Below are 26,262 nucleotides of genomic sequence, written 5' to 3' on the forward strand. Positions count from 1 at the left end.
GGCCGGAAGGCGCGTCGCTCCCGCTCGCCGGGGGCATGTCGCGATGATGGACCTGCTCACCGCCATTTTCGCCCCACCCTAACCTCTCGCTAACCTCGCGCAGCTATATATGCGCGGTGAGCAGCTCCTCCACGACACCGCTGATGAAGCCGCGAGTCGACACGCGTGCGCTGCTCGGGCTCAGCGACCCCAGCGACGCGATCGACTGGCCGCGGATGCGCGCAGCGCAGCTCCAGGCGGGCCGGCGCACCGCGCTGCTGTTCTTCTCCGCCCATGTCGGCGCCGCCGCGCTGGCGGCCCTGGCGCTCGCCCCGCTCGCATCGCCTGGCATCCTCTTCTGCTGGATGGCGCTGGTGCTGGGTTCGTCGGCCTGGGTAACGCTGCGCCGCCTCGGCTGGCGCGACCGGCACCTGCTCACCGCCACCGTGGCGGAGATACGGCGCACCGCCGCCGAAGGGATCGTCATGGGCCTCGCCTGGGCCATCCTGCCGCTCGCATTCGGCGCCACCGCCACCGCGCGGGCCAGTCTGGACATCTGGGCGGCGACGACGATCGTCCTCATCGCCTCAGGCATGACCATGGCGGTGCTTCCGCTGGCCAGCCTTTCCTTCACCGCGCTGCTGGGCGGCGCCTGCATCGCCACGCTGGTGATGGCCGGCGCACCCTTCCTTGCCGCGGCGGCGGCCTTCCTGGTGCTTCTGGTGAGCTTCGGCAGCTTCACACGCGCACGCGCGCTGGTGCTGCTGCGCGCCAACCAGATGGCGCTGGCCGAGCGGGACCAGACCGTCAGCCTGCTGCTGCGCGAATTCGAGGATGCCGGCTCGGACTGGCTTTGGGAAATCGATGCCCAACGCCGCGTCGTCCGCGCCAGCCCGCGCCTCGCCGCGTCGCTCGGGCTGGAACCAGGGACGCTCGGCGGGATGCCGTTCCTCCAGCTCCTCGCCGGCCCGGCCTGGGAAACCGGCCGCTTCACCGCCGAACTCCACGACTTAGCCGACAAGCTCAAGAGCCGGGAGCCCTTCGCCGACGTGCCGATCCCGATCGACATCGAGGGCGAACGGCGCTGGTGGCAGATGTCGGCCAGCCCCAAGTTCGACGAGCGCGGCGCCTTTGCCGGCTTCCGCGGCGTCAGCTCCGACGTCACCGAGCAGCGACGTGCCACCGAACAGATTCACCGCATGGCCCGGTTCGATACGCTGACCGGCCTGCCCAACCGCCTCCACATCAACGAAGCCCTCGCCACCGCGCTGGCCGAGGCGGACAAGTGGGGCGCGCGCTGCGCCTTCATGATGATCGACCTCGACCGGTTCAAGGCAGTCAACGACACGCTCGGCCACCCGGTCGGCGATCGCCTGCTCCAGCGGGTGGCGCGGCGCCTGCGCGGGCTGGTCAGCGACAACGAGATGATCGGCCGCCTGGGCGGCGACGAGTTCGCCGTGGTGGTCCGTGACGCGCGGGACACCGCGCGAGTGGAGGCGCTGGCGCAGTCGATCATCGACACGATCTCGCGACCCTACGAGCTGGACCAGCACACCCTCTATATCGGCGCGTCGGTCGGCCTGGCGCTCGCCCCGCGCGACGGGCGCACTGCCGAGACGCTGGTGCGCTCGGCGGATCTCGCGCTCTATCGCTCCAAGGACAAGGGCGGCGGGGTCTTCCACGCCTATGAACCCCAGCTCCACGTCGCCGCCGAGGAACGCCGGGTGCTGGAGATCGCGCTGCGCGCCGCGGTGGAGCAGGGCCAGATGCAGCTCGCCTATCAACCGGTGGTCAATGCGCGCACCGGCGGGCTGCTGGGGTTCGAGGCGCTGCTCCGCTGGACGCACCCCGAGCTGGGCAGCGTCCCGCCGTCCAAGTTCATCCCGCTGGCCGAGGAAGCCCGGTTGATCGGCGCGATCGGCGAATGGGTGCTGCGCACCGCCTGCCATGAGGCCGCAAGCTGGGAGATGCCGGCCCGCATTGCGATTAACGTCAGTTCCGAACAGCTCCACAACCCGACCTTCGCCACCCTGGTCGCACAGGCGCTCGCCGCCTCCGGGCTCGACCCGGACCGGCTCGAGCTGGAGGTGACGGAAAGCGTATTCCTGCGCGAAGGCACCGCCGCCATAAGCGTGCTGGAACAGATCCTCGATCTCGGCGTCCGGCTCAGCCTGGACGACTTCGGGACGGGCTATTCTTCGCTCGGCTATCTTGCGCATACGCGCTTCAACGCGATCAAGATCGACCGCAGCTTCGTGCAGAACGCCGCGCGCGGCACCCGCGAGGCGATCGCGATCATCCGCGCCGTCGTCGCGCTCGCCGAAAGCCTGGGCATGGCGACCACCGCTGAAGGCGTGGAAACCGAGCAGGAACATGAGATGGTCCAGGCGCTCGGCTGCACCCGCGCGCAAGGATATTATTTCGGTCGGCCCCTGCCCGTGCACGAGGCCCGGATGATCGTGTCGCGAAACGGTAACGAAACAACCCGCGCTCGCGCGTGAGCTGCGGTGAACCGTTCCCAGATTGAGACATAAGTCACTTTTTTTCTTGGAACTTTGGAACCCGCCGGAAGTCTCGCCTGCACTGCAATGGTTCACTTGCCGTTAAGGGAGACACCCCGAATGTATCGTACGCTTATGACGGCGGCTGTTGGCGCCGCAGCGCTCATCGCTGTCGCGCCTGCTCAGGCCCAGACCTATTTCGGCCCTGCCGACATGAACATCGCGCTCAGCGCCGATGGCTCGATCTCGACGAGCTTCGGCCAGTCGGGCATCACCGCTGGCAACTTCATCCACATCTACCAGTTCACCCTGCCGCAGGACGGCCTGGCGAGCGGTTCGATCATCACCAGCGCCGTGACGCTGAACAGCTCGAACGACCTCGATCTGAAGTCGGTCTTCTTCAACGGCGTGCAGCTGACCGGCTTCTTCGGCAGCGGCATCAACGAGTTCGTGTTCGCCAACGCGGTGCCGATCAAGGCCGGTGTGCAGAACGAAATCACGATCAACGGCTTCTCGCGCGGCAACGGCTCGTACGGCGGCCAGGGCGTGTTCGCGCCCACGGGCGTGCCTGAGCCGGCAGCCTGGGGCATGATGATCGGCGGCTTCGGCCTGGCCGGTGCCGCGATGCGCCGCACGCGCCGCACGCGCGTCACCTACGCGAACGCCTAAAACAAAAAACAACCTCACCCGTTGCAGAGGAGGCGCCGTCACGGAACACCGTGGCGGCGCGTTCTTTTTGGCCGTTCAATTCGCACCCGGGCGCATCTTGGCTCTTGCCCGAAGCCAAATCGGCCGATAAAGGGGCGGACCGCACAGGGGTGTAGCTCAGCTGGTTAGAGCGTCGGTCTCCAAAACCGAAGGCCCTCGGTTCGAATCCGAGCTCCCCTGCCACGGACTGATCTGACTCCGCAGAGGTTCGATCCGCGCGGCTTTTGCCCGCTCCACCGCCATACCACGGCGGTCCCGTACATCGGCGTCAACGGACACTTCCACTGCTTCTCGTGCGGCACCGGCAAGATGCGGTCGAACGCTCAGTCTCCCTGCATCCAGGCGGCACGCAGATGATCTTCCACCAGCATGGCCTGCTCGGTCATATCGCCGTGCCGCGCGACAAGCGCCCGTGCGAAGGCGCCATGCTCCTGGCGCTTGTCCCCACTGGCAAGCTGCAGCGACAACGTGACGAAATCCGCACCGTCGCGCGCCTTCAGGCGCTCGTCCCGCAACGTGAACACCAGCTGCATTTCGCTGTCCGGCGCCGGCTGCATCCATATCACGGGCACGCCATGCGCCTGTGCTTCCAGGCACGCATTGCCGCCGGGGAAGGGAAAGGTGTCGAGGAAGACATCAATACATTCGCTCACCAGGTGGCCGTCGATGAATTCGTCGTAGAGAATGATGCGGTCGCCGACAGGCGATGCCGCCCTGCGCTCCACCACCATGGCGATCGAGCCCGTGCCGCCGGCGAAGAAGATCGCCTGCGGATCGCGCTCCAGCATCTCCTCGACGAGTGCCATATAGGCCGGCGTGATCTTGGCCATGCGGCCATAGAATCCATAGATGACGCTCGGCTCCGCAACTCCCGTCCCCGCGCACAATACCTTGCGCAACGCATCGATCTGGTCTTGCGGCCTGGCAACGCAGTGGAAGACCGAGGCGGTGTTCCGGGGCGTCTCGTGCATCGCGACGCGGTCGTCGAAAAGGCCAGGCGTCGGCCTGGTGATGCCCATGAACGCCAGGTCCAGCTCCGGAATTGCCCAGGGCGCGAACCCGTTCTCGTGGAACGCCTGCACCCGGCAGGGGCGCTGCTGCAGCACCATCGTCGCAACGGCGCAGTTGCTGTCGGCGATCAAAATGTCGATCTCGTCCGCCTCGAGCTGCGACAAGATCGCCCGCGTCATCTGCGAAGGCGTTGGGCCGGACAGGTCCCGTACCCGGAGGCCGGTTTCGGCGGAGAAGTCCCACAGATTCTGCACGGGCTGCTTGATGCAGTACAGAAAAGGCCAGTCCTCCGGCGCGCGGATCGCGTGCTGGCCCAGCATCAGCGAAACGGTGGTCTTCGCCACCGCATTCGTGCTGAACAGGTCGCTCGTTTCGGAGAGATACGCGATGCGGGGCACTGCGCGTTTGGCAGGACGAAGCGGTCGCTTCGGAAAGTGCCGCGCGAGATAGGCCGCGAACGGCAACACCACGTCGGTGTTGAAGCGCTTCAGCTCGCCGATGTCCTGGGTGCTACGCCACAACAGGATATGGATGAGCGTGTAGAGGTCCGCCGCCCGGTCGACATCGCTGGCGGCGGCGAGAAAGCGCGGAAACAGCGAGGCGAAATCGCGATACAGCGCCTCGAGGCGTGCGCGCTCGCCCTGCTGCACGGCCGGCCAGCCGACCTCATTGATCACGGCGCTTAGTGCAGCGCGAAGGGGTTCGGGCCAGGGACCGCCGGGAAGCTCTGCCTGCAGCCAGCTGAACCGAAGCGGGCCAGGCGAGGCGGAGGCCACTGCCCCGCTCAGTCGTGCCGACATATCCTTACTTTCGCTGGCGATCATCGCGGATACGGTAAAGAAAACCGTTTAACGCGAGGTTACGACCGGCACCGCGCCAGCCGGGAGCCCCCCCCTCAAACGCGCTGTATGAACAGGCAGTCGCCCGCCACGAAGGCGCGCGCGGCCTTGTCGCCCCACAGCCGGAGCAGCGCGTCTCCCGCCTCCTTGGGGCCGTCGCCATAGCGCCAGTTATAGTCGTCGATCACCACCCAGCCGCCGGGCGCGACGTGCGGGGACCAGAGCATGACATCCTCCGCGGCAGCCGATCGGTCGTGGTTGCCGTCGATATGCAGCAGCGCGATCTTACCTGCCGGGCGCGAGGCCTTCGCCGGCTTCAGCAGGCGAACGGCTTCGCCATCGGCCTCGCCACGATAGACGGCGTGCCCGGAGGCCGAGGGCGTACGGTACACGGTCATCGCGCCGGCCGGGGCCAGCGCCGCGAACGTCGCTTCGAACGCGTGAGCGACGCGCTCCAGCCCGGCCGAACGCGTGTATTTCTGAAGCGCGACCGGCATATCCTGCTGCGCGCCCGCGTCCGAACACCAGGGATCGAACACGAAGATATTGCGCTCCGCCACCCCGAGCGCGCGGCCTGCGAGCAGCACGCTCGCGGACCGGCCGAACAGCGAGCCGATCTCGACGATGTCGCCTTCCGGCGCATCGAGCAGGCAGGCCAGCAGCGCGGCGAGCTTGTCGTCGTAGGATTCGCCGAACAGATCGAAGGCAAGCCGCACGACGCCGGCGACGAACGGAAGGCTGGGCTGCGGCTGGGCCGGCACCAAGGCCTCGATGAACTGCGCCCACCGTTCCGCCCGTGCGAAAATGTCGTTCCACCGCTCGAACTCCAGCTCGAGCGCCGAGCGGTTGATGATCCGTAGCGGACCCAGGTCGTGCTCCTGCAACAGATTGCGGAGGGCGGCGTGGACGATGTGCGCCGAAGCATGGATCCGCGTGACGTCATGCTGGCGCACCACATCGGTGAAAGCGTCCAGGAACGCCGGTTCGCTGACCAATGGCAACCGTATCCAGGGGGCCGCACCATTTGTAGGATCGCTGACGTCGCACGATGCCGTCACCACCGGCTCTCCCCGCTCCAGCGCTTGCTTGAGATAGGCCCGGCCATCCGGGGTGGAGACGGGAAAGACCAAGGTCACAGACATTTCGTTCATCCTGTAGCGCAGAAGATGCGGCCATCCCCATTATAGCGGCCGTTCCCCGGAAGAGACGTCCGGCTGCCGCAACGGCAAGCAGGTCCAAGCCCCGCGTGACGGCCTCCCGCGATCGCCCAGCCGGCCTCCGCGCGCTGAACGTGCCCATCGCGCTGCGACACTTTTGTGTCCCGTTCTGACGCACGTCCTATAATGGATCGAGAGGCGCAGCGTTCGATCACCGGCAGGCCGACTGCCGTCCCGATGCGCAGCGTGCCCGGGTGGTTCGACAGGTTCTAGGCACGAAGCAAGATGGTAGGGGATGAGTCAGATGATCGGGGCTGCGCAGTGACAACGCCTTCCATTCTAGTCATCGGTCCGGGCCTGATGGGCCTGAAGCATATCGAGATGATCCAGGCGCATCCGCGTTGCGAACTGGCCGGGATCGTCACACCTGGGCACAACGCCAGCAGGAACATTGGCGAACGCTTGCCCAATACGCCGATCTTCGACACGCTCGAGGCCTGCCTTGCCGCGCAAACCCCGTCTGGCGTGATCATTTCGTCGCCCAACGAATTTCATTATGCGCAGGCGAAGCTGTGCATCGAGCGCGGCATCCCGGTGCTGATCGAGAAGCCGATCACCGCGGATCATGACGAAGCTCTCGATCTGGTGGATCTCGCGGCGCGGCGCGGCGCGAAGGTTCTTGTCGGTCACCACCGAGTCCACTCCCCCCTGCTGACCACCGCCAAGGCGATCATCGACAGCGGGCGGCTCGGGCGACTGGTCGCCTTCCAGGGGAGCGCGATCTTCTACAAGCCGCCGGAATATTTCGAGGCGGGCCCCTGGCGTACGCAGCCTGGCGGCGGTCCGATCCTGATCAACCTCATCCACGAGATCGGCATCATGCGCACCTTTTGCGGCGAGATCGCCGCGGTGCAGGCGATCGCGTCCAATGCGATCCGCCAGTACCCCGTCGAGGACACGGTGGCGATCAATCTGCAGTTCCGCAACGGTGTCCTCGGCACGTTCCTGCTGTCGGATGCCGGCGCGTCGCCGCATAGCTGGGAGCAGACGTCGCGGGAAAACCCGGTCTATCCGACCTATCCCAACGAGGACTGCTACAGCGTCACCGGCACGCTGGGGACGCTTGATTTCCCCAGCATGCGCTTGCTGTCCCACCCGGCACCGCAACGTCCGTCCTGGCATACACCGCTTGTGGAAGAGATCATTCCGGTCACGCGGGAGGACCCGCTTGCCCGGCAGCTCGAGAACTTCCTGGAGGTCATCCTCGGCACCGCGACGCCGATCGTCCCGGCCTTCGACGGCGCGCAGAATCTGCGGGTGGCGGAGGCAATCCGAAGGTCGGCCGAAACAAGGTCGTTGGTGGAACTCGACGCCTGATTGTCCCGCGAATTTCCGTGAAAGGCTGAATTGATAATGGCTGTCGCCATCCTCCTCGACACCAACGCTGCTTCCGTGCCGATCTATCGGTATCTCGTCGATTCCGGCCACGAGACGTATGTTGTCGGGGACAAGCCGGACAACGCGCTCGCCAAGTCCGCCGACAACTATATCAAACTCGACTATTCGAACGTGGAGGCAGTCACGGCGCTGGTGGAGCGCGTGGGTGCGGACTTCCTCATCCCCGGTTGCAACGATCTCTCCTACGAGACCTGTGCCGCCATCAATGCCAAGCATCCCTTTCCGGGCATCGACCCGACCGAGACCGTTCGCATTCTCGGCAACAAGCAGGATTTCCGCCGATACGCAGAAGCCGCCGGCGTTCCCGCCCCCCGCCGGATCGCTGAAGGCGATGCGCTTGCAGCGGGTCCGGTGATCGTCAAGCCCGCGGAGGCCTTCAGCGGTCGCGGCGTCACGGCCCTGCCGGCGCCGTCCGCCACGGATCTTGCCGCAGCGATCGAGCATGCGAAGGCATTCTCACGAAACGGCGCCTGCCTGATCGAGGAATTCGTGGAGGGGCAGCTGTACAGCCACTCCGCCTTCCTTGGCCCCGATGGCATCCTCACCGATTTCTTCGTCGAAGAGCATGGCTCGGTCAATCCGTTCGCCGTGGACACCAGCTATGTCGTTCCGGCGTTCGACCCGGCGCTCGCGAACAAGGTGCGCGCTTCGATCGAGAAGATCGCGCAGGACCTGCAGCTGACGGCAGGTCTGATCCATACCCAGTTCATCGTCGATCGCGAGCGCTTCTGGATCATCGAGATCACCCGGCGATGCCCGGGCGATCTGTACAGCCAGCTGATCGCAAGCTCGACCGGCTTCAACTATGCCGAAAACTATGCCCGCCCCTTCCTCGGAGAAGGGTTCGACGGGAGCCCCCAATCCTATCGCCCGATCCTGCGACACACGATTTCGCTGCGCGCGCCGCAGGTGTTCTCCAGCCTCCAGTTCCACCGACCGATCGATATCGAGATGTTCGTATCGCTTGCGCTCACCGGCGATCGCATTGCGGCCAGCCCGTTCGGTCGCATCGGCATCCTGTTTGCGCGGGCAGCGGACGGGGCCGCGCTGAACACGCTGATGCGCGCCACCCTGGACGGCGAACTATACTCGGTACTTGGCTAGGATCGAAAGACGAGATCATGACGAAACAGGATTTCAGCGCCATGCTGGACTCGGCGATCGCAGCCCCTGCCGCCAACCAGGGCCTCGCCAGGGACCTCCTGGCCGCGGGCCAGGACCGGCCCTGCTATGTCATCGGCCGAAATGCCGAGGCGCTCGGGCTGATCGGCCGATTGCGCCTGGACGGCATTGTCGATGATTTCGCGCCGGCCGGTGCCGTCTGGAATGGCCTGCCAGCGATCGGGATGGCGCAATTGCCGCCCGAGGCTGCCGTCATCAACTGCTCGACCTCGATCAGCCCCGTAGCGGTCGAGCAGAGGCTCGCGGATGCCGGGATCCAGTCGGTCCTTTCCATCCAGGAACTCGCCCAGGCGTCGGACGGCGCCATCGCGCACGCCACTGTCGTTCGCGAGCAGCGCGAAGATTGGAACCAGTTCGCATCGGAATGGGCCGACCTCTACGATACGCTTGCGGACGAAGCCTCGCGCCAGACGCTGGCCGATGTGCTGCGTTACCGCCTGACGGCAAACGCGGCCTTCATGCGCGGGTATGCGGTGCGCACGCACGAGCAGTATTTCGAGCCCTTCCTCGACCTGCGATCCGAAGCGTTCGTCGACGCCGGTGGCTTTGATGGCGATACCACCGAGGAATTCTGCCGGCGCTGCCCCGACTATCGGCAGGTGCACCTGTTCGAGCCTTCGGAACGGAACCTCCGCGCCGCCAAAACCCGCCTTGCCGGCCATCGCGACATTGCCTTCCACGCCAAGGCGCTTTCCGACGCGGCGGGGCAGATCGCCTTCGACAGCGAGGCCGGATCCGCCTCCGCCGTCACCACCGGCGGCAGCGAATTAGTCGAAATGACGACGTTGGACGAGGCGATCCCCGATCCCGTCAGCTTCATCAAGATGGATCTCGAAGGCTGGGAAATAAAGGCGCTCGCCGGGTCCGAAAGGCACATCCGCCAGGACCGCCCCAAGCTGGCGATTGCCGTGTACCACCGCGCGAGCGACTTCCGCGATATATGGCGGTATGTCCGCTCCATTCATCCCGACTACCGGGTCTACCTTCGGCATTACACCCAGGGCTGGTCGGAGACAGTGATGTTCTTCCTCTAGCGGTGCAACCGCCGCCCCCTCCCTTCCTCGTCGATAGTCGGAACACTCTCATGCCCGTTCAGCAATCTGCACTAGACCCCGCGCCGATCAGCGACCCTGCCGGCCTGTTCGATCATTGCGAGACGCACCGTGCGGGCGTCGTGGCGATCAAGCCCAAGGTCCTCTTCCTCAAAATCGAGGCCGAAAACGCAGGTCCGGTGCCCATGAAGATCAACGTGCCGTCCAGCGGGCTTGGCAGCGTGACCTTGCTGGAAGCGGCCGCGCTGATCTCGATCGTCAAGCTGGTTCAGCCGCGGAAGATCTTCGAGTTCGGGACCTTCCTCGGCTACTCCACCGCACTGCTGGTGGAAAACTCGAACCCGGACTGTGCGATCTACTCGCTCGACCTTGGCGACAGCCATGCGTCCGAGGAAGCCGCCGAGTCCTACGCCGATGCGGATTTGCGGCGCGACGGCAACATCAACGACGACTATCTGCGCGCCGTCCAGAGTGCGTCCGCCCCCCGTTACCTGGGCGGGCTGTCCGATGTGGACGAATCCCGGGTTACCCTGCTCCAGCAGGACAGCCGTACCTTCGAACCCGCGGCGCACGGGCTGGTCGGCGGAGTCGACCTCGTCTTCGTCGATGGCGGCCATGATCTGGAGACGGTGGCGATCGACACCGCCAATGCCAGGAAGATGATCGGCGACAGCGGCGTGATCCTCTGGCACGACTTCAAGTCGACCATTCATGGGGACGTGACCACCTTCGTCGAAGAGCTCGCGAAGGACGCGCTGGTGATCCACATCCAGCACACGATGATGGCCATGCTGCTCGTCGGGGACATCCGCCGGCAGTTTCTTAGCATCGGCGTTGATGGTTCCCTGCGGGACACGGCCTGATGGAGAGGATCGATGGCGAGGTAGGCGGGCTCAGGCTTCTGGATCGGGACGCCTATCGCCGCTGGTCCCAGAAGCGGGATCTTCTCGCCGCGCTGTTGATCGCGATCCGCGTGGCGTTCCATGCCGGCTTGCTGGCTGCGGGTACGCTGCTTTTCGCGCGGGGCCATGTCTGGGCGTCGCTGCTCGTCCTGATCCCGCATTTCCTCACCTGGTCTTTCCTCGGCTGGGCGGGCATCGGGCATGAGCTTTTCCACCGGTCGGTCTTCACCGCGCGGCGGCCCAATGTGGTGCTCTTCCGGCTATTCTCCATCCTGACCTGGAGCAACTACGGCTATTTCGAGGTGACGCATCCGCAACACCATCGAACGCCGCTGGGTGCCAACGACCTCGAGGCCTCTCCGCAAGAGCATCTCTCCTATTGGGGTACGCTGGCGCTGCTGACGGTGGACGCCGCCGCGATCTGGCGGCGTGTTCGCGTGCTGACGCTGAACGCGGCGGGCAGGATTCCCGAGGGCCGTTTTGCAACGCTGTTCGCGCCGGGATCCCGCGAGGCGCTAAACCTGCGGAACGGCGCCCGTGCGGTGCTTGCGGGCCAGGCGCTGATCCTGGTCGTCAGCCTCGTGCTCGGCGGTCCCTATCTCGCCGCCGCCATTTGTCTGGCGCCGTTCTGCCTTACCTTTCCCAACAGAACCCTGGCGGCGCTGCAGCACTTCAATCTGTCCGCAGACGACATCCGCGGGCGGTACGAAAATTCGACACGCACCGTGGTTCTGGATCCGGTCACCGCGTTCTTCTACGCGGACATGAACTACCACCTGGAGCACCATCAATTTCCGTCGATCCCGCACTATAATCTGCGGGCGGTCCACAAGGCGTTCAAGCTGCAGGGTGCACACCGACACATCGAGTTCGGATATTGGCGCGGCGTGGCCCTGCTGGCGCGGGAGGGCTTCTTTACCGCCGGCCGGACGCCGCGGGGTACGCTGCGTCGCGGACGCTAGCCCGCCACCGGTCCCGCCACATCACGGCTTGGCAGCGCGGCCGTGGGCAAAGCCGAAGTCCCCTGGTTATTTCGGGACATGTTTTTCGGGGAACGGTCAACGATCTATAAAGATCAGATACCATCCATCCGAAAGCGGCGCGATGCGAATTCAGACGAATGCGGCAGTACGAGCGAACGCGATCGGCAGCAGAGCCAAGCTCTCCGTCGTGCCTACCGGCGACCTTCCGGTCCTGCGCCCCCGCATGCCCCGCGCCGAAGCCCTGATGCCCTATCTGCAGCGGATCGACGATCGGCGGAGCTATTCGAATTTCGGTCCGCTCGTAACCGAGCTGGAAACCAGGCTGGCGCAGCGGCTGGGCGTGGATCCGGACTGCATCATCACGGTGGCCAATGGCACCGCCGGCCTGACGCTTGCCCTGCAAGCAGTCGTCGAGAACCCCAGTGGCTATTGCCTCATTCCGTCCTGGACCTTCGTTGCGACGGCGCACGCCGTCAGCAGCGCCGGCCTGACGCCGTTTCTGGTCGACGTGGACGAAGGATCCTGGGCGTTGACGCCCGAGATCGCACGCGACGCCCTGGCTCGGATCGACGGTCCCGTGGCCGCGGTGATGCCGGTCGCGCCCTTTGGTGCACCGATGGACACCGCAGCCTGGGATCGTTTCACGGAGCAGACCGGCGTTCCGGTAGTCATCGACGCTGCCGCCGGCCATGACGCGGTGCGCGTCGGCACCTCCCCCGTCGTGGTCAGTCTGCATGCCACGAAGATTCTCGGCGCGGGCGAAGGCGGCTATGTCGTTTGCCGCGCGCGCGAAGCCATCGCCGACATCAAGCAACGCAGCAATTTCGGTTTCCGCGGCAGCCGCGACGCGGGTACCGTCGGCACCAACGCGAAGATGAGCGAGTATCACGCCGCGGTGGGTCTGGCGGCGATGGACGCCTATGCCAGCGATCTCGAGGGCTTCCGAGCAGTCGCAGCGGCCTATCGCGAACGCCTGGGCCGGCGGCAGCAGGTCGCATTCCAAGCCGGTTTCGGCAACGAGTGGTACGGTAGTGTCTGCGTCGCCCGCTTCTTCGGCGCGGACCAGGAGCGGCTCATGTCGCGGCTTGATGCGGTCGGCATTAGCAGCCGGGCATGGTGGGGTGCCGGCGTCCATGTCCAGACCGCCTTCGCCGACCTTCCGCGCCTGCCGCTTCCGGTCACGGAGATGCTTGCCCGAGAGACCCTGGGGCTCCCCTACTTCGTCGACATGACCGAAACGGATGTCGAGCGCGTTTGCCGCGTCATCGAACACGCCTTCTGATCGTCCGCGCCCCGGGAAAGCGAAAGACGCTTCCGGCGGACCCGCGACGGCGTGCGCGACTGCCCGCGTACCGGTCTGCCCACGGAAGTGGGACGGAAGCTTTTCCGAACGGCGGATAGACGCCATGTGGCGCATCCGCGATCGCTTCCAGAACTGGGCAGGCCAGCCCTGGAAGCCGAGCGGCAACAAGCTGGTACTGGATGATTGAGCGGGGCGACTGGTCTTGCGTCGACGAAGTTCGGGTGCAAGACGCGCAAGGGCGTGATTGCAGTTGCCGGTGCCGATGCTTGTCCTGGCAGCGCCATCGTGAAGATCACCGGGGGACGGGACATGGAAACGAGTAGCGTACAGACCATCATCGATCACGGCGCCGAGGTGATCCGCGCCGAGGCTGCGGCATTGACGTTGCTTGCCCGGGAGCTGGGCAGGGACTTCTCCGCCGCCGTTGATCTGCTGGTCGGCGCACCTGGCCGGATCATCCTCGCGGGCATGGGCAAGTCCGGCCATATCGCCCGCAAGATCGCGGCGACGCTTTCCGCCACCGGGAGCGCGGCCTATTACCTGCACCCGGGCGAAGCATCGCACGGCGATCTGGGCATGATGCGCAGCGGCGACGTGTTGCTGGTCCTTTCCAACTCGGGCGAGACGCCAGAAGTCGTCGCGGTGCTGACGCACGCACAGCGGCTGGCGGTGCCGGTCATCGCCATGACGGCGGGTGCCTCGTCGATGCTCGCGCGCAAGGCCTCGATCACGCTCGTCCTGCCCGCGTGCGGCGAGGCTTGTCCCGAAGGCGTCGCGCCGACCACCTCGACCACGATGATGCTCGCGCTCGGCGACGCGCTGGCGGTGGCGGCAATGCGCAAGCGCGGCACCTCGCGCAACGAACTCGCCCATTGGCACCCGGGCGGACGGATCGGCTGGGGCCTCCAGACGCTGGACGCGCTGGTGCGCCGCACCGAACCGCTGCCGCTGGTCCGCGCAACCGCCTGCGCCCGCGATGTGGTGCTCGAAATGACGTCCTGCGGCAAGGGCGTCGCCGGCGTGGTCGATGCCGCCGGGGACCTGATCGGCGTGATCACCGACGGCGATCTGCGGCGGGCGTTCGACCGCATGCTGCTTGCCGTGGCGGGCGAACTGATGACGCGCGATCCCGTGACGATTACCAGGGACGCCACGGTCGACGAAGCGATCGCCCGGATGCAGGAGAACAAGATCACCGTGCTGTTCGTGATGGAAAAGGCCGGATCGCGCCGCCCCTGGGGGCTGCTCCACATCCACGATCTGCGGCTCGGCGCCTGAGCACGCCGGTCATGGAGCCGAACCCGATGCCCCGCGGCGTGATCGTCATTCCCGCGCGCTATGCCTCCTCGCGCTATCCCGGCAAGCCGCTGGCCGCGGTGTCGGGCGCGAGCGGCGAGGCCCGGCCCCTGATCGCGCGCTCGATCGCTGCCGCCCGGCGCGCCGGGCTCGGCCTGCCGCTGCACGTCGCCACCGACGATGCACGGATCATGGCGGCGGTGGAGGCGCTGGGCGAACTGCCCGTGCTGACGCCGGAGAGCTGCGCGAACGGCACGGAGCGGGTTGCCGCCGCGCTGGAGGCGCTCGGCATCGAACCCGACTACGCGATCAATTTCCAGGGCGATGCGCTGCTGACCCCGCCGGACTTCGTCGCGGCGCTCGCGGCGTGGATGGAGGATCGGCCCGATTGCGCCGTCGCCACGGTGGCGATGCGGTGCTCCGCCGGCGTCTATGCCCATCTGCTCGCCGATCAGGCGGCGGGCCGCAGCGGCGGCACCACGGTGGTGACCGACGCAGCAGGACGCGCGCTGTACTTCTCCAAGCGCGTGCTGCCCTTCCTCGCCGAACCGCCGCGCGAAGGCGCCAACCCGGTGCTGCTGCATCTTGGTCTCTATGCCTATCGGCCCGAGGCGCTGCGCCGCTACCGCGCGCTGCCGCCCTCTCCTGCCGAACAGGCCGAGGGGCTCGAGCAGCTGCGCTTCCTGCACCACGGCATCCCCATCGACGTGATCGCGCTCGATCCCCCCGGCTGGGACCCGATCGAACTCAACAACCCGACGGACCTCGCGCCGATCGAAGCAATGCTCGCCGCACGCGGCATCGCGTGATGGCACGGCCGCAGCCGGCCTTTCTGCGTATGCCGCCCTTCCCGCGGGCGCGCGTCGCGCCGCTTGCGGTAGCGAGCGCCGAAGCCAACGGCCTCGGCGCCGCACCCCGGCTTCGTCTCAAGCCTGGCCAAGCTGCTTGCGCAGCCGTTCGTTTTCCTTCGTCACGTCGAGCGTCCAGGACGCGATGCCGAACCGCTTGACGTCGACCTGGCGCCAGAACAGGCCCGGGTCGCGCGTCCACAAGTGGCGGTTGGCGAGCGCATTGGCGCATTGCGAGCCCATGTCGATCACCTCGGCCAGCTCCGGCAGATAGAAGGGCAGCAGTCCGTCGCCCTCGCCAAGTTCCTGACGATGATCGCGCCCTGCCGCCTGCAGGGTAATTTCCACCCCGCGCTCGAACCATTCCCAGGCGACGTCGGCGTCCTGTTCCGCGAGCGCGATACGTGCCCTGAAAAACGCCGCCCCGATCGCCTTGGTCGCCAGAATCGTCGAGAAATGCTGCCAGTCGTCACCCGCCGCACGGGCATACCAATGCTTGGCAACGTTGCGCTCGCCGACCATCTCGGCCAAGCGGCCTGCCAGAAAGGCGAGCGACACGCGCCAGCGCACAACATGCGCCGCATCGCCGCCCAGCTGCCAATAGTCGTGGAACGCGCCCAGCAGGACCGGCACGACATCTGCTGCGCGCGCCTCCAGCACGCGGTAGCCGAGCACCGCCAGCGCCGCGCCTTGATCGGCCGAGCCGGGGCGGGCGTTCGACGCGACCTCTTCGGCGAGACGGACCAGCAGATCCTCATCGGCCAGCCGCTCGCCCATCTGCACCAGGGTGCGGTAGAGCCAGGGATTGTCATAGCCGTCAGCAAAGCCGGCAAGCGGCGCCTGCGATGCGCCGAAGGCGGGATGGACGAAGCTTGCGCGCGTTTCCTCGCCGCCAAAGGGTGCCTTTGCCGCAACTGCGACACGCCAGGTAAGGCCGTTGACTTCACCCTGGGGAACATCCTGCGGCACGATGATCCCGGGAGCCTGCACAAACTGGCTCTCGACCAAGAATGCACCGCTGAGCCCCGCATGCAGACTCGCCCAGTTGCCAGGCTTTTGTGGATTGTCCTCTGACCAGCCGACAACCAGACGACCGTCGAGCTTCAGCAACTGCGCATAGCGGTCCAGATTTTCCGCCCAGTCGCCCGGCGCATCCATCGCGACGATGATGTCGAAACTGCGCGGCGCAAGCAGTGCTGCGGGAGCGTCGACGTGCACGCTCGCGACCCGCGCGCGGGCCTCCAGCAGCGCCTGCCCGTCGGCCGCGCCCGGGCCGCACAGCAGCGCGCGGTCTCCGGGCCGCACGCGCTCTGCGGCGAGGTTCCAGCGGCCGAGAGCCGACAAAGCGTCGGCGTCGCTCGCGTTCAGCAACCCCTGATAGCCGTTCGGCGCGCGTTCGTAGAAGCTGGGCTGAGGCGCTTCGCCGCGGGCCACATCCAACAGCGCCGGCACGCTGATCGCGCTGGGCAGCCGCCGCCAGCCTGCCTCGAACAGCGCCGCATCAAGCACCGCGGCCTGTACCTGCCGGGGCAGCACCACCAGCGTACGCGCCGCCGGATGTCGGGCGAGCAGGGAGGCAGACAGCGCGTTCGACGCCGCCACCACAGCATCGGCGGAGACAGGCTGGGTATCGCAGCCCAGCAGCGCCAGTTCGGCGGCCAGTCCAGGTGCTGCGCGTGCCTCCACGGCGATGCGGCAGGGTCCGAGATGGCGTACGATCGACGCTGCGATTTCAATACTCAACGCTGTTACTCCGTGATTTAGGTCGGCGCTCGTTCACTATGCCTTCACTATAGGCCATCGGGATCAACGGCGGCGTGCAGGGGCAAAAAGCCGTGGTGCAGCCCGCCCACCGGTCTCGCTCAATCGAGGTGGAGGAAGTTAAGGAACCTACCCGCAAGCGCATCTCGATACGCGCTCGCCTTGCCGGGGGAGTGGCCATCCGATGCAATCACCTCCGCGGTGGCCATGCCAAGCTCCCCCATCGGACAACCGAAGCTGGTGGTACGCTGCCGCTCCGCAACGCACCACGATGTTGCGCTTTCGTCATGCCTGGCAAACTTCGGCCGCGCGAGCCGCGCTGCAGCCCGAACTTCCAGGTAGGAAAATTTCTTTCATCTCTGGACGCGCGCTGCGATAGGCGCGACGACCCCGGGAGGAAGACCATGCCCCAGCACCGCACCCGCCTTCGCGCCGCCGCCAGCCTCTTGGCGGCTGCCCTGCTGCTCGCTGCTGCGGCCGAGCCGGATCCGCCCTATCGCTCCAGCCCGGAGCGGCGCACCGTGGAAGACGCGCGCGACTGGGGCCGCTGGCTGGGGCCGTTCCGGGCCAAGCTGGTCCCCAGCATGATGCAGGATTTCGGCGAACGCTATCTCTACGCCGCCGCCAATGCCGCGCTGCCGCCGCCCAGGAAAGGCGAGGAACGCGTCGTCTTTCTCGGCGACTCGATCACCGACGGCTGGGATCTGGCGAAGAGCTTCCCCGGCAAGCCGTACATCAACCGCGGCATCGGCAGCCAGGTCACCGCCCAGATGCTCGTGCGCTTCGAGCAGGACGTGGTGGCGCTCCACCCCCGCGCCGTCGTGATCCTGGCGGGCGTCAACGACGTGACCGGCTTCCTCCAGGTGGAGAGCCCCGAGTCGATCGTGGCCAATATCGAGGCGATGGCGGACATCGCCAGCGCCCATGGCATCGCCGTGGTGCTGTGCTCGATCCTGCCGGTGAACAACTATAGCGAGGCAGCCCGATCGGTCGTGCAGGAACGCAAGCCCGACGAGCTGCGCGCGATCAACGCGCGGCTCCGTTCCCTGGCCGCACGTCGCGGATTCGCCTTCGCCGATTATGACGCAGTGCTCGCGGACCATGCGGGCCTGATGGGCGCAGCCTTCACGCGCGACGGCGTTCACCCCCTCCCCGCGGGGTATGCCCGAATGGCGCCCGTCGCTGCCCGCGCGATCGCTGCAGCGTTGCACCGAACACGCTAAGGCATTGATTCTACTGCGGAAGACTCTGTTAACGCTAACCAGGTTTCATTCGTGAACCAGAGTTTCACATAAATGTTGCGATAAATCGGATGCGATGGTAGCGCAAACATCGGATGCCGGGATCACACCGGCACTGCCGTGTGGTCGCCCTTTGATGAAGCGCCCCGGCTTTATCATCTGCACCGAGCGCGCCGTGCGCCGAGGGAGGGGACTAGTGACCAACCGCTTCACATCATCTTCGCATGCATCGTCGATCACCGCCTGGCTGCGTGCCGGCGCTTCGCTGGCAACGTTGTCGCTGCTGAGCGTGCCGGGCGCCGCGCTTGCGCAGACCGCGGCAGCCGCGCCGCAGGGCAGCGAAACTGCCACCCAGACCGACGAAGCCCAGACCGATACCACGCAGGACGTCGTCGTCACCGGCATCCGCGCCTCGCTGCAGAGCGCGCGCAACCGCAAGCGCGACGCCGAACAGGTGGTCGACTCGATCACCGCACAGGACATCGGCGCCCTGCCCGATCGCTCGGTGTCGGAAGCGCTCCAGCGCGTGCCGGGCGTGACGCTCCAGCGCACCAACGAGAACCGTGACCCGGCCCGCCTCTCGTCCGAAGGCGGCGGCGTGTTCATCCGCGGCCTGTCCTGGGTTCGCTCGGAACTGAACGGCCGCGACGTCTTCTCGGCGAACAACGGCCGTGGCCTGTCGTTCGAAGACGTGTCGTCGGACCTGCTCGTCGGCGTGGACGTGTTCAAGAACCCCTCGGCGGAGCTGGTCGAAGGCGGCATCGGCGGCATCGTCAACCTGCGCACTCGCAAGCCGTTCGACGCGTCGGGCTATGTTTTCGCGCTTTCCGGCGACGCCAACTATGCCGATCTGCGCAAGAAGACGTTCTGGTCGGGCAACGCCCTTGCCAGCGGTCGCTGGCAGACCCCGCTCGGCGAGATGGGCCTGTTGCTGAGCTATTCAATCAACAACATCGGCAACCGCACGGACAGCATCACCGCGGGCCGTTATGATCGCGGCACGCTGTCGCAGCCGCAGAGCGGCCTCGCCGCCGGCACCAATGTCTACATCCCGAATGGCATGGGCCTGCGCCGCATCGACTGGCAGCAGAAGCGCACCGCGTTCGACGGCTCGTTCCAGTGGAAGCCGAGCGACACGCTGACGCTGACTCTGGAGGCGCTGGTCTCCAAGGCGACGCCGCACGACGTCGAATATGCCATCGGCGACTACGACATGCCGGGCTCGGACAACTCTACCTACAAGTTCGGTCAGAACCGCGAACTCCTGTCGGGCGTGATCCAGAACCGCAACCTCAACCTCGACACGCGCGCCGGCAGCCAGGACAAGAAGACCCAGGACTTCTCGGGCAACCTGCGCTGGGTCCCGAACGAGAACTGGGCGGTCAGCGCCGACCTGCAGTACATCAAGTCCACCGCCAAGGTGTACAGCATGACGGCGTTCACCGGCGCCAACATCCCGACGACGATCGCGTTCGACTTCAGCGGCGACGATCCGTCGATGACGTTCACGCCGACCAACAGCGGCCAGTCGCTCACCAACAAGAACCTGTACTGGTGGGCTGCCGCGATGGATCACATCGAGGACAACGAGGCCGACGAGTGGGCGACGCGCGCCGACGTCGAATACACCTTCACCGACAGCGAGTTCCTGAAGTCGTTCCGCGTCGGCGGCCGCTACACCGATCGCGCCGCTACTACCCGTCAGAGCAACTACAACTGGGGTCTGCTCTCGGCGCAATATTGGCAGCCGAACACTGCGGTGTTCCTCAACCAGACCGGGTTCGCCGGTGGTCCGCAGAATGCGGCGCTGCCGAACCAGACCCAGTTGGTGAACTACAACAACTTCTTCCGCGGCCAGGCGCCGAATCCGGGTGCCGGCTTCTGGTTCCCCTCGGCAAGCCTGGTGCAGAACGGCACCGCCAACGCCTATGACTATCTCAAGAGCACGCTCTCGAGCGGTTGGGGCTGGTCGCCGCTGAGCGACGACTACAGCAAGAATCCGGGCGGCATCAACGACCAGACCGAGAAGACCACGGCGGGTTATGCCCTGCTGCGCTTCGGCATGGACCAGAGCCCGCTCGGCCACTTCGACGGCAATATCGGCGTCCGTGTGATCCGCACCGAAACGGGTTCCAGCGGCACCCCGATCACCATCGGCGCACCGACCTCGTCGCCGAGCCTGTGCGTCGTCGGTACGCCGATCACCACCGGTCCGCGTGCGGGCCAGACGGTGAACGCGACGGATTGCGCCAACTATGCGGCGGCGTTCCGCTTCGCGGGCGGGTCGATCACGCAGCCGACCACGGGCAACGGCTCGTACACCGACGTGCTGCCCAGCCTTAACCTGCGCTTCTTCCTGAAGGACAACCTCCAGCTGCGTCTGGCGGCAGCCAAGGCGATCGTCCGACCGACCTTCGCGCAGCTCAACCCCTATGTTGCCCTGGGCTACAGCTTCGATTCGGTTACCGGCATCGGCACGGGCACCGGCGTCAACGGTCGTCTGACGCCGTTCACCGGCAGCGCCGGCAATCCGAACCTGCGGCCGACCCGCTCGAACCAGTTCGACGTCAGCCTCGAATATTATTTCGGGCGCTCGAACAGCATCACGTTCGCCGGCTTCTACAAGGACATTTCGAACTACATCTTCGCTGGCGTGACGCAGCAGACGTTCACCGCCAACGGCCAGACCCTGACCTTCGACGTGACGCAGCAGACCAACGGCTCGCACGGCAAGATCAAGGGCTTCGAAATCGGCTACACGCAGTTCTTCGACATGCTCCCCGGCGCGCTGGGTGGCCTGGGCTTCAGCGGCAACTACACGTTCGTCGACTCGTCGGGCGGTCAGAACACCGCGGTTAATGTGTTCGACACGAACCAGACGACCAATGCCGGCCTGGCTCTGCCGCTCGAAGGGCTCTCCAAGTATTCGTACAACGCGGCCCTCGTGTACGAAAAGTACGGCATCTCGGCTCGCGCCGCCTATAATTGGCGTTCGCACTATCTGCTGACGACCTCGGCGGCGAACATCAACTATCCGGTCTGGTCGGAATCCTATGGCCAGCTGGACGCGTCGATCCTTTATTCGCTCAACAAGCACATCAAGATCGGCGTGCAGGGCTATAACCTGCTTAACTCGCGGACCTTCCTTGATGTGGGCGATCCCAGCCTGAAGCCGCGCTACGGCTGGACGGATACGGACCGGCGCTTCGCCTTCCTGTTCCGCTCGGTCTTCTAACTTCCTCCACCTCCGCCCCCGGACACCGCATGGTTTCCGGGGGCGCATTTCATTGTCGGCCGAATCTGCCTAGGCTGGCCGACATACGGCAGCTTGGGACGGACGCACGGGTGGCGCAGCATATCATCATCGCCGGGGGCGGCAGTGCAGGCTGGATGGCGGCAGCGCTGTTCGCGCGGCTGCGGCCGGCACCGGATACCCGCATCACGCTGGTCGAATCCGATGCGATCGGCACGATCGGCGTCGGCGAGGCGACCATCCCGATCCTGCGGGAGTTCAACCGCCTGCTCGGCCTGCACGAACCCGATTTCGTCGCCGCGACGCAGGGCAGCTTCAAACTGGGCATCGAATTCGTCGGCTGGGGCGAGGCGGGCAATCGCCATTTCCACGGTTTCGGCGATTTCGGCGCGCCGATCGAAGGCATCGGCCCCCATCATCACTGGCTGCGGCTGCGTGCCGCCGGTCGCATCGCCGACCCGATCGACGCCTGGTCGATGCCGGCGCTTGCCGCCGACCAGGACCGGTTCGCGCCGCCCGAGGCGCTGCACGGCGAGGCAGCCGAATATCGCTACGCCTATCATTTCGACGCCGGGCTGTACGCGCAGCTGCTGCGCAGCTATGCCGAGGCGCGCGGCGTCACCCGTACCGAAGGCCGCATCCTCGCCGCCGAGCGCGATCCCGCGACCGGCGACCTGACCGCGCTGCTGCTCGAAGGCGAGCGCCGGATTGCCGGCGACCTGTTCATCGACTGCACCGGCTTTGCCAGCCGCCTGCTCGGCGAGGCGCTGGACACGCCGTTCGTCGACTGGTCCCGCTGGCTGCCCGCAGACCGCGCGCTGGCGCAGGGCTGCACGCGGGCGGGCCGCTTTACCCCCTTCACCCGCTCCACCGCCCATCCCGTGGGCTGGCAATGGCGGATCCCGCTGCAGCACCGCACCGGCAACGGGCTGGTCTATAGCAGCGCCCATCTCTCCGACGACGAAGCCGCCGCGCGGCTCACCGCCAATCTGGACGGCGAACCACTGGGCGATCCCCGCCCCTTGCGCTTCACCACCGGCCGGCGCGAGCGCTTCTGGGCGCACAACGTCGTCGCCATCGGGCTGGCCGCGGGCTTCATGGAGCCGCTGGAATCGACCAGCCTCCAGCTTGTCCAGACCGGCCTGGTCCGCCTCACCGAACTGCTGCCGAACATGGGGCCCGCCGATCCCGCGATCATCGCCGAATATAATCGCGAGACGATCGGCGAATATGAGGGGATCCGCGATTTCCTGATCGCCCATTACTGCATCAGCCGCCGCCCCGAGCCCTTCTGGCGCGACATGGCGGCGATGGCACTGCCCCATACTCTCGCCCACAAGCTCGCGCTGTGGGACGCGATCGGCAGGGTGCCGCTCTACGGCCGTGAATCGCACGCCGAGACCAGCTGGGTGGCGGTGCTGATGGGTCAGGGACGGATCCCGCGTGGCCATGAGCCGACCGCCGACCGGCCGCCGCTAGACGCGCTGGCCCAATTGTTCACGCAACGCCGGGCCGTGCTGGAGGCCGCGCTGCCGCGCCTTCCGTCGCATGACCATTTCGTCGCGCGCACCTGCCGTGCGCAGGCGGCATGACGGCGCCGCTTTCCCGCGTGGTGATCGCCGGCGGCGGCAGTGCCGGCTGGATGGCGGCTGCGGCACTGTCGCAGGCGCTCGCCGGCACCGGCGTCGCCATCGCGCTCGTGGAGTCCGAGGAGATCGGCACGGTCGGCGTCGGCGAAGCGACGATCCCGCCGATCCACGGCTTCAACCAGATGATCGGCGTGGACGAAGCCGAATTCGTGAAGGCTACCGGCGGCACCTTCAAACTCGGTATCGAATTCGTCGACTGGGCGAAGCGCGGCGCGCGCTACTTCCACCCGTTCGGCCGGTATGGCGACGATTTCGGGCTGGTCCCCTTCCACCAGCAATGGCTCGCCGCCCGCGCTGCGGGCGACCGCACGCCGCTGAGCGCCTATTCGCTTTCCACGCTCGCCGCGATGGACGGGAAGTTCGGGCTGCCGCAGGGCGGCGCGCAGACGGTCTTCGCCACCTATGGCTATGCCTATCATTTCGATGCGGGCCGCTACGCCGCCTATCTTCGCCGGCTGAGCGAGAGCCGCGGCGTCGTGCGACACGAAGGGCGGATCGACACGGTGGAGCGTGACGCTCAGACGGGCTTCGTCCGCGCCCTGCGGCTGCGGGACGGCAGCGTGGTTGCCGGCGATCTGTTTCTGGATTGCACCGGCTTCCGGGCGCTGCTGATCGGGGAGGCCTTGGGCGTTCCCTATCAGGACTGGTCGCACTGGCTGCCCTGCGACCGCGCCGTCGCGGTGCCCAGCGCGACGGCCGGGCCGCCCCTCCCTTACACCCGCTCCACCGCGCGCGATGCCGGCTGGCAGTGGCGCATTCCGCTCCAGCACCGGATTGGCAACGGCCACGTCTATTGCAGCGGCTTCGCCACCGATGCGGAAGCCGAGGCCCTGCTGCTGGCAAACCTGGAGGCGGCGCCGATCGGCGATCCGCGCCGCCTGCGCTTCACCACCGGCCGCCGGGCGCGTGCCTGGGAGGGCAATGTGGTCGCGGTGGGACTCTCGGGCGGCTTTCTAGAGCCGCTGGAATCGACCAGCCTTCACCTGATCCAGAGCGCAATCAACATCCTGCTACGGTGGTTCCCCGACAGCAGCTTCGATCCTGCCGTGCGCGCCGAATATAATCGCCTGGTGGCACGCGAATGGGACGCGATCCGCGATTTCCTGGTGCTCCATTATGTCGCGACGGAGCGGGACGACACGCCGTTCTGGCGCCACTGCCGCAACATCACGCCGCCCGATACGCTGGCCGAAAAGATGGCGCTCTTCGCCCGGACCGGCAGGCTGCTCGAACGCGAAGGCGACCTGTTCGTGGAAGCGAGTTGGCTCTCGGTGCTGCTGGGCCAGGGGGTGACGCCGCAAGGGTTCGACGTTCTCGCCGCCAGCATTCCCGCGCCGGTGCGTGCCAAGATCCTCGGCGCGATGCGGCTGACGATCGCCAACGCCGCCGCCACGCTGCCTTCGCATGAAGCCACGATCGCTCGGAGCTTCCGGGCGGCTCAGGAGACGATGTCTTGAACAAGAATGTCTTGCCGCTCGCGCTCGGTGGCCTGCTGCTCGGGTTCTCGCCGGTGCAGGCCGTTGCCCAGGCGCCGGCCCGCACCGTCCGCGTCGATGTCGCCACGGCCAGGGCGCCGGTGGACCGCTTCTTCGACCTGTCGATCGGCTCGGACTATCCGGGCACCCTCCGCCGCGACGATTCGATGGCGCAGCTGCGCACCGCGCACGACGAGCTCGGCTTCCGCTATGTGCGCTTCCACGCGCTGTTCCACGACGTGCTCGGCACGGTGAAGCGCGAGAACGGCAAGCTCGTCTATGACTGGCGCGGCATCGACGCCCTGTACGACAAGCTGCTGGCGCGCGGGCTGAAGCCGTTCGTCGAACTCGGCTTCACGCCGGAGGCGCTGAAGACCTCGGAAAATTCGATCTTCTACTGGAAGGGCAACACCTCGCACCCCGAACTGGGCGGGTGGCGCGATCTGCTCACCGCCTTTGTCCGCCACGCGCGGCAGCGCTATGGCCGCGACGAGGTGCGCAGCTGGTTCTTCGAGGTGTGGAACGAGCCCAATCTCGACGGCTTCTGGGAAAAGGCCGACCAGAAGGCCTATTTCGACCTGTACGACGCCAGTGCCCGCGCAATAAAGGCGGTGGATCCCGTGCTGCGCGTGGGCGGCCCCTCCACCGCCGGCGCCGCCTGGGTGCCCGAGTTCCTGGCCGACATGCACCGGCGCGGCACGCCGGTCGATTTCGTCACGACGCACACCTACGGCGTCGATGGCGGCTTCCTCGACGAGCAGGGCAAGCAGGATACCAAGCTGTCGCCTTCGGCGGACGCCATCATCGGCGACGTGCGCAAGGTGCGCCAGCAGATCGCCGCGTCGCCCTACCCCAAGCTGCCGCTTTATTTCACCGAGTGGAGCACCAGCTACACCCCGCGCGACCTCGTCCATGATTCCTATGTCAGCGCGGCCTATATCCTCACCAAGCTCAAGGCGGTGCAGGGGGTGGCGCAGGGCATGAGCTACTGGACGTTCAGCGACCTGTTCGAGGAGCCGGGCCCGCCCACCGCGCCGTTCGAGGGCGGCTTTGGGCTGATGAACCCGCAGGGCATCCGCAAGCCCGCCTGGTTCGCGTACAAATATCTGAACGCGCTGCACGGTCGCGAAGTCCCCACCGGCGACGCGCACAGCATCGCCGCGGTCGACGGCGCGACGCTGTCGGTGGTGCTGTGGGACTGGCACCAGCCCGAACAGCCGGTGAGCAACCGTTCCTTCTACGGCAAGCTGGTGCCGGCCAAGGCAGAGGCGCCCGCCGCGGTGCAGCTCGCGCACCTGCGGCCGGGCACGTACAAGCTCCGCCTGTTCCGCACCGGATACCGCCACAACGATGCCTTTTCGGCCTTTATCGACCTTGCCATGCCGAAGACGCTGACCGAGCAGCAGATCGCCCAGCTCCAGCAGCTGACCCGCGATCTGCCCGAGCGCGACGAGACGGTGACGGTCCCGAAGAGCGGCACGTTGACGGTGCCGGTGCCGCTCCAGACCAACGACGTGCTGCTGCTCCGGCTGGAGCCGGCGGCAGGCTGATCCGGTCGACCACTCAGCGGGCGGCGCGCAGCGTCACCCGTCCGGGCAGCAGCGCCCCGCGTGCGACGGGCAGCCAGCGCGCGGGCCAAGGCGCTGGAAACTTTCGAGGAAGCG

General features: G+C 66.6%; 18 protein-coding genes and 1 tRNA gene. 16 read left to right on the plus strand and 3 right to left on the minus strand.

Annotation, left to right across the window (positions count from 1 at the left end):
- Nucleotides 1-143 precede the first annotated feature (143 nt).
- The 3 genes from V7E00_RS10300 to V7E00_RS10310 all read left to right on the plus strand — a co-directional run bounded on the left by V7E00_RS10300 (nt 144) and on the right by V7E00_RS10310 (nt 3,371).
- A complete protein-coding gene (locus V7E00_RS10300; RefSeq protein WP_333573845.1) occupies nt 144-2,480 on the plus strand; it encodes a putative bifunctional diguanylate cyclase/phosphodiesterase in 2,337 nt (778 codons plus the stop codon).
- A gap of 120 nt (nt 2,481-2,600) precedes the next feature.
- Nucleotides 2,601-3,149: an FxDxF family PEP-CTERM protein gene (locus V7E00_RS10305; RefSeq protein WP_333572573.1), complete on the plus strand. Its 549-nt coding sequence runs from the start codon at nt 2,601-2,603 to the stop codon at nt 3,147-3,149.
- Between the two features lie 145 nt (nt 3,150-3,294).
- Nucleotides 3,295-3,371: transfer RNA gene (locus V7E00_RS10310), tRNA-Trp, on the plus strand.
- 140 nt (nt 3,372-3,511) lie between these two features.
- Here V7E00_RS10310 and V7E00_RS10315 read toward each other — a convergent pair.
- Both V7E00_RS10315 and V7E00_RS10320 read right to left on the minus strand, forming a co-directional pair.
- The gene (locus V7E00_RS10315; protein WP_333572574.1) at nt 3,512-4,999 is read right to left on the minus strand and encodes a hypothetical protein; all 1,488 of its coding nucleotides are present in this window, start codon (nt 4,997-4,999) and stop codon (nt 3,512-3,514) included.
- Nucleotides 5,000-5,094: 95 nt separating this feature from the next.
- Nucleotides 5,095-6,180 carry a class I SAM-dependent methyltransferase gene (locus V7E00_RS10320; RefSeq protein WP_333572575.1) on the minus strand — a complete coding sequence of 362 codons (1,086 nt, stop codon included), beginning with the start codon at nt 6,178-6,180 and terminating at the stop codon, nt 5,095-5,097.
- 336 nt (nt 6,181-6,516) lie between these two features.
- Between V7E00_RS10320 and V7E00_RS10325 the strand changes: the two genes are divergently transcribed.
- The 8 genes from V7E00_RS10325 (at nt 6,517) to V7E00_RS10360 (ending at nt 15,180) form a co-directional block, all read left to right on the plus strand.
- The gene (locus V7E00_RS10325) at nt 6,517-7,572 is read left to right on the plus strand and encodes a Gfo/Idh/MocA family protein (RefSeq protein ID WP_333572576.1); all 1,056 of its coding nucleotides are present in this window, start codon (nt 6,517-6,519) and stop codon (nt 7,570-7,572) included.
- Between the two features lie 36 nt (nt 7,573-7,608).
- Nucleotides 7,609-8,757, plus strand: a complete 1,149-nt coding sequence (locus V7E00_RS10330) for an ATP-grasp domain-containing protein (protein WP_333572577.1) — start codon at nt 7,609-7,611, stop codon at nt 8,755-8,757.
- A 17-nt stretch (nt 8,758-8,774) separates the two neighbouring features.
- Nucleotides 8,775-9,869 (plus strand): FkbM family methyltransferase, encoded by a 1,095-nt coding sequence (locus V7E00_RS10335; RefSeq protein ID WP_333572578.1) that lies wholly within the window; start codon nt 8,775-8,777, stop codon nt 9,867-9,869.
- A gap of 50 nt (nt 9,870-9,919) precedes the next feature.
- The gene (locus V7E00_RS10340) at nt 9,920-10,750 is read left to right on the plus strand and encodes a class I SAM-dependent methyltransferase (RefSeq protein ID WP_333572579.1); all 831 of its coding nucleotides are present in this window, start codon (nt 9,920-9,922) and stop codon (nt 10,748-10,750) included.
- Entirely contained in the window at nt 10,750-11,751 is a 1,002-nt protein-coding gene (locus V7E00_RS10345) for a fatty acid desaturase family protein (protein WP_333572580.1), read from the plus strand. Before V7E00_RS10340 ends, V7E00_RS10345 begins: the two co-directional genes overlap by 1 nt.
- A gap of 244 nt (nt 11,752-11,995) precedes the next feature.
- Nucleotides 11,996-13,054: a DegT/DnrJ/EryC1/StrS family aminotransferase gene (locus V7E00_RS10350; RefSeq protein ID WP_333572581.1), complete on the plus strand. Its 1,059-nt coding sequence runs from the start codon at nt 11,996-11,998 to the stop codon at nt 13,052-13,054.
- Nucleotides 13,055-13,384: 330 nt separating this feature from the next.
- Entirely contained in the window at nt 13,385-14,353 is a 969-nt protein-coding gene (locus V7E00_RS10355) for a KpsF/GutQ family sugar-phosphate isomerase (protein ID WP_333572582.1), read from the plus strand.
- A 26-nt stretch (nt 14,354-14,379) separates the two neighbouring features.
- On the plus strand, nt 14,380-15,180 hold the full coding sequence (locus V7E00_RS10360) for a 3-deoxy-manno-octulosonate cytidylyltransferase (RefSeq protein ID WP_333572583.1): 801 nt from the start codon (nt 14,380-14,382) through the stop codon (nt 15,178-15,180).
- 117 nt (nt 15,181-15,297) lie between these two features.
- Here the strand turns inward: V7E00_RS10360 and V7E00_RS10365 are convergent, their stop codons facing one another.
- The gene (locus tag V7E00_RS10365; RefSeq protein WP_333572584.1) at nt 15,298-16,962 is read right to left on the minus strand and encodes a hypothetical protein; all 1,665 of its coding nucleotides are present in this window, start codon (nt 16,960-16,962) and stop codon (nt 15,298-15,300) included.
- A gap of 422 nt (nt 16,963-17,384) precedes the next feature.
- Between V7E00_RS10365 and V7E00_RS10370 the strand changes: the two genes are divergently transcribed.
- From V7E00_RS10370 to V7E00_RS10390, 5 genes are all read left to right on the plus strand, one after another.
- On the plus strand, nt 17,385-18,203 hold the full coding sequence (locus tag V7E00_RS10370; RefSeq protein ID WP_333572585.1) for a GDSL-type esterase/lipase family protein: 819 nt from the start codon (nt 17,385-17,387) through the stop codon (nt 18,201-18,203).
- Nucleotides 18,204-18,417: 214 nt separating this feature from the next.
- Nucleotides 18,418-21,456 (plus strand): TonB-dependent receptor, encoded by a 3,039-nt coding sequence (locus V7E00_RS10375; RefSeq protein WP_333572586.1) that lies wholly within the window; start codon nt 18,418-18,420, stop codon nt 21,454-21,456.
- A gap of 110 nt (nt 21,457-21,566) precedes the next feature.
- Nucleotides 21,567-23,066, plus strand: a complete 1,500-nt coding sequence (locus V7E00_RS10380) for a tryptophan halogenase family protein (RefSeq protein ID WP_333572587.1) — start codon at nt 21,567-21,569, stop codon at nt 23,064-23,066.
- Nucleotides 23,063-24,580, plus strand: coding sequence for a tryptophan halogenase family protein (locus tag V7E00_RS10385; protein WP_333572588.1), 1,518 nt, complete (start codon nt 23,063-23,065; stop codon nt 24,578-24,580). Before V7E00_RS10380 ends, V7E00_RS10385 begins: the two co-directional genes overlap by 4 nt.
- On the plus strand, nt 24,577-26,148 hold the full coding sequence (locus tag V7E00_RS10390) for a GH39 family glycosyl hydrolase (RefSeq protein WP_333572589.1): 1,572 nt from the start codon (nt 24,577-24,579) through the stop codon (nt 26,146-26,148). The genes V7E00_RS10385 and V7E00_RS10390 overlap by 4 nt, the downstream gene beginning before the upstream one ends.
- Nucleotides 26,149-26,262 lie beyond the last annotated feature (114 nt).

Origin of the sequence: Sphingomonas sp. (assembly GCF_036731925.1) — a bacterium.
Taxonomy (GTDB): domain Bacteria; phylum Pseudomonadota; class Alphaproteobacteria; order Sphingomonadales; family Sphingomonadaceae; genus Sphingomonas.